The sequence below is a fragment of the Haladaptatus ordinarius genome, assembly GCF_054177595.1.
The window spans coordinates 1-3,535 of the sequence record NZ_JBPEHH010000206.1; the positions used below are offsets into that span (position 1 = coordinate 1).

The 3,535-nt window shown below is 53.0% G+C and carries 6 protein-coding genes and 1 pseudogene; 6 read left to right on the forward strand and 1 reads right to left on the reverse strand.

Translation table 11 applies throughout. The annotated features are described in order from the left end of the window. Positions 1-215: 215 nt before the first annotated feature. The gene (locus ACR3FF_RS26260) at positions 216-386 is read right to left on the reverse strand and encodes a DUF1272 domain-containing protein (RefSeq protein ID WP_368411909.1); all 171 of its coding nucleotides are present in this window, start codon (positions 384-386) and stop codon (positions 216-218) included. Positions 387-640: 254 nt separating this feature from the next. On the opposite strand from ACR3FF_RS26260, the gene ACR3FF_RS26265 reads away from it, so the two are divergent. The 6 genes and pseudogenes from ACR3FF_RS26265 to ACR3FF_RS26290 all read left to right on the forward strand — a co-directional run bounded on the left by ACR3FF_RS26265 (position 641) and on the right by ACR3FF_RS26290 (position 3,303). Continuing rightward, positions 641-1,048 (forward strand): SWIM zinc finger family protein, encoded by a 408-nt coding sequence (locus ACR3FF_RS26265; RefSeq protein WP_458191035.1) that lies wholly within the window; start codon positions 641-643, stop codon positions 1,046-1,048. A 102-nt stretch (positions 1,049-1,150) separates the two neighbouring features. Next, positions 1,151-1,435, forward strand: coding sequence for an AbrB/MazE/SpoVT family DNA-binding domain-containing protein (locus ACR3FF_RS26270; RefSeq protein ID WP_458191036.1), 285 nt, complete (start codon positions 1,151-1,153; stop codon positions 1,433-1,435). Next, entirely contained in the window at positions 1,428-1,889 is a 462-nt protein-coding gene (locus ACR3FF_RS26275; protein WP_458191037.1) for a type II toxin-antitoxin system VapC family toxin, read from the forward strand. The genes ACR3FF_RS26270 and ACR3FF_RS26275 overlap by 8 nt, the downstream gene beginning before the upstream one ends. Positions 1,890-1,899: 10 nt before the next feature. Continuing rightward, a complete protein-coding gene (locus ACR3FF_RS26280; protein WP_458191038.1) occupies positions 1,900-2,217 on the forward strand; it encodes an SWIM zinc finger family protein in 318 nt (105 codons plus the stop codon). 164 nt (positions 2,218-2,381) lie between these two features. Next, positions 2,382-2,810: pseudogene (locus ACR3FF_RS26285) on the forward strand (SprT-like domain-containing protein); the annotation flags it as partial. Positions 2,811-3,039: 229 nt separating this feature from the next. Next, the gene (locus ACR3FF_RS26290; protein WP_458191039.1) at positions 3,040-3,303 is read left to right on the forward strand and encodes an RNA 2'-phosphotransferase; all 264 of its coding nucleotides are present in this window, start codon (positions 3,040-3,042) and stop codon (positions 3,301-3,303) included. The last annotated feature ends 232 nt before the right edge of the window (positions 3,304-3,535 follow it).

The following is a 3,535-nucleotide window of genomic DNA, read 5'->3' on the forward strand; positions in this document are numbered from 1 at the left end:
ATTCAACATATTCACGCCCTATCCAGCATCCAAGACAGTCTTCGTCTCATTTCGCGGTCTTTACCGTGTGAGGCGCAGCTTTTGCCGATGCAGTTATCGAGAGAGTGGACAACTAGCGATACTTGGCACGATTGAGATGTACGGGCTAGTTTGTAACTAAGCGCAAGATGAATTGAATGGCAGTTAGCTACCCACAACAACAAATACGCGCGTCATCAGCGACCGAATTGATTGTCGGATGACTGTTGACCCTGTTTCGTGACTTGACCGCCACACTTGGGGCAAATTCCTTCCGCAGTGTCGAAGGTCTCACCACACAGCTGGCATTCAAAGGACGCATCACTTTTCGTAGTGAATAGCTGTTTGAGTTTGTTGATTAGTCTCATTTAGTGGTGATGTACACTCTTCGTGCGTACTGGGAAAAATCCAAGGATAAATGACAATATACAAACTCTGTTCGAGAACGCGTTAACTGAGGGTTTCACGGGATTTTCAGGAAGCTTCATGCACAATCTCCAGAAAGCGATGGCATCCAATCCATTGTAGACGACTTGCGCAATGGGATGTAGCCGTATCGCTGCATGGCTTGATCAGCGGAGAACCGCGCCGGATGCTGAACCACCTGACGCTGGTCTTTCCTATGCCAGGCTCGAAAGACCATACAACCGGAACCACCCCAACTCTTGAAGCTGACGAGACGGCACAGAAACGCGCACAGGCCGAACAGTTCTCCTTCGACGTCGATGCCCCCGGAACGGTCGAAGTCACCAACGAGAGTCACGAGAACCCCGCAGCGCACCAGTACACAGTCTCCATCGACGACGTGACAGACGAACTGATGGCCTGTACATGCCCGCACCACGTCCACCGCAACGCCTACTGCAAACACATGGCCGCCGTCGAAAACGCAACCGACGACGGCACACTCGAGGCATTCCCATCGGAGAACGAAGACGATGCTGAGTCAGAAGACTGCGACTGTGACGGCCTCGGTTGCTTCCCGTGCTGGCCGTGTGTGCGAACGCGACGAAAGGAACTGCCGAACTAACCCTACTCGGACATCCGTTTCGTTGGTAGTGACTCTCGCGAGGGTAGTGAAAACACCATGGGAGTCAAAACGATTAAATTGGTTCCCACCGTAAGTGGGAATATGACCAAAGTAGACTCAAAGGGACGAATTGTTCTCCCACAAAACGTCCGCCGACGTCTCGGAATTACACCTGGCACCGAAGTCGAAATCCACGAAGAAGACGGCAAGGCAGTCATCGAACCAGAGGACAATCCCGATCAAATCATCGCTGATCTCGAAACTATCATCGAAGATGCCGCGGCACACAGAGATCAACCCGAATATGACGAGCTAGATGTCGAAGCCAAGCACCACGTCGACACTATTCGACGGCAAGCAAATAGCGAAGAGACGATCGATGAGTGATGAACCGTATCTATTCGATGTTGGAGTAACTGCACTCGCACATGCAGGGACACCGGTCAGCGATGTGGCGCTCACCTACGTCCGACAAGCAATCGCTGGAGAGATACAGGCAATCGTCCCGCATGCATCTCTTATTGGCGCTCATCACATCCTCTCATCTGTTTATGGTTTTTCGAACGAGAGAGCCTCTGCGCTCATGCAACGATTCATGGATGCAAAGCGAATTCATTGGTGCGAGGAACTCTCTGAAGACACTGTTCGAGCTGGCTTTGAATGTGCAGGTGAGATGAATATCGATGGTTGGGATGGGTACTATGCACAAGTTGCTATTGAGGAGGGGGCGGAAACAATACTCACCTTAGATGACGATTTCGATCGGCTTGATGAGCTAACCACCGAAGTTATCCTTTCCTCTGAGGAATTTAGAATACTCAACGAATTCGTCGGGTATTAATTTCTGATAGTTGCTCCCTTTCGATGTTGAAGTCCGCTTAGTAGAAGTCACCAACGAGAGCCACGAGAACCCCGCAGACCACCAGTACACAATCTCCATCGACGACGTGACCGAGGAACTGATGGCCTGCACGTGCCCGCATCACGTCCACCGCAACGCCTTCTGCAAACACATGGCCGCTGTTGCAAACGCAACCGACGACGGCACGCTCGATGCGTTCCCCTCCGAGGACGAAGACGCCGAGCCAGAGGATTGCGACTGTGACGGCCTCGGGGACTTCCCGTGTTGGCCGTGCGTAAGAACCGGACGAAAAGAACTGCCGAACTAACTACTGTTCAGTCTTTTTTATCCATGGCACGCCAATTGACGTTCTCGGAGATTGCCGACCAGCGAACGCTCACCGAAAGCTAGAACGCTACGACCGACGATACACCCGAGACACCGACGGCCCTCCTCGACCAAGTACAACAGCACGCAACAAACGTCGCCGCCGAACACTTCCCAGATCTGCCCGTCGAAGCGACCGACTGGGAGGTGTCCCACCGTACGAAACAGCAGGTAGGCGTCACGAAGTATGAACCTACAACTGAGAAGGTCACGATTGCGTTGACTTGGACGGCCCACGAACAACAAGGCTGGAAGCAATTCAGCGAAACCGTGCGCCACGAACTCATCCACGCCTGGCAGTATCACGAGTTCGGTGACGCGGACCACGGCGCAACATTCACTCGCTGGACGGACGCCCTCGATACTTCGCAACACTGCGAACGCTACACCGCGCCAAAGTGGTGGCTGGTGTGCGAGGACTGCGGCGGGCGGATTGCTCGGTATCGATGCTCGAAAACCGTCCGGAACCCTGAGCAGTACTGTTGTAGCAAGTGTGGTGGGTCAATCCACGTCAAGAAGGGCGACGACCACTGACTAATTCTCGTTTAAGTAGTTCTCGCAACAAGGGATAGATACGAGGAAGATTTTCACGAACCGCTGCTTTCAGTGTGAGTCAGTTCCATCGCTCCTACTTCAGACAGAAAGGGAACCACGGTTAGTAGCTCATACTAACGACAGACAATCCTCGTGAGGAATCGTTCGACGCCGTCTACAAGTGATAGTCGTCGCAAGACAATAGTCGCGTCCGGCGATAGACTTGTGCATGGTACGAGTCTGTGATGACCATGGATTTTTTACGGGCGAAGTGTGCCCTGCCTGTGGTGATACGGGACGGCAGATTCTCAACGAGAATCAACGCATCCGCCTCTCAAAGTTCATGAGTGGCGTGCTGCGCCATTTCCCCATTGACGTGGGGCTCATGCTCGATGAACAGGGATGGACCAATTACGACGCGTTTGTTGACGCGGTCACAGACAAGTATTCGTGGGCCGAGCCCAAGCACGTTGCAGCGGTGATGGCTAGTTAGAATCGAACCGATTGACTCGGAACTGCACGGTAGAGATTGACTTCACTCCCGACTCCATCCGTGTTCGGTTAAGGAGCGAAACCGGCAGACGGTGCTGTCTTGATAAGGTTATTTTCAGAAACCGCGTAGAGAGAGGTTGTGCTAACAGAACTCTCTCCAACACTCATACGACGGCGACTGACTTCCCTCTTTCCAGTAGCGCTTATCGAAGACATCGCGCGCGAGCGCGATG

Coding starts and splice junctions, on each gene's coding strand:
- ACR3FF_RS26265 (WP_458191035.1), top strand. CDS start 641: ATGCCAGGCTCGAAAGACCATACAACCGGAACCACCCCAACTCTTGAA.
- ACR3FF_RS26260 (WP_368411909.1), bottom strand. CDS start 386: ATGAGACTAATCAACAAACTCAAACAGCTATTCACTACGAAAAGTGAT.
- ACR3FF_RS26290 (WP_458191039.1), top strand. CDS start 3,040: ATGGTACGAGTCTGTGATGACCATGGATTTTTTACGGGCGAAGTGTGC.
- ACR3FF_RS26275 (WP_458191037.1), top strand. CDS start 1,428: ATGAGTGATGAACCGTATCTATTCGATGTTGGAGTAACTGCACTCGCA.
- ACR3FF_RS26270 (WP_458191036.1), top strand. CDS start 1,151: ATGACCAAAGTAGACTCAAAGGGACGAATTGTTCTCCCACAAAACGTC.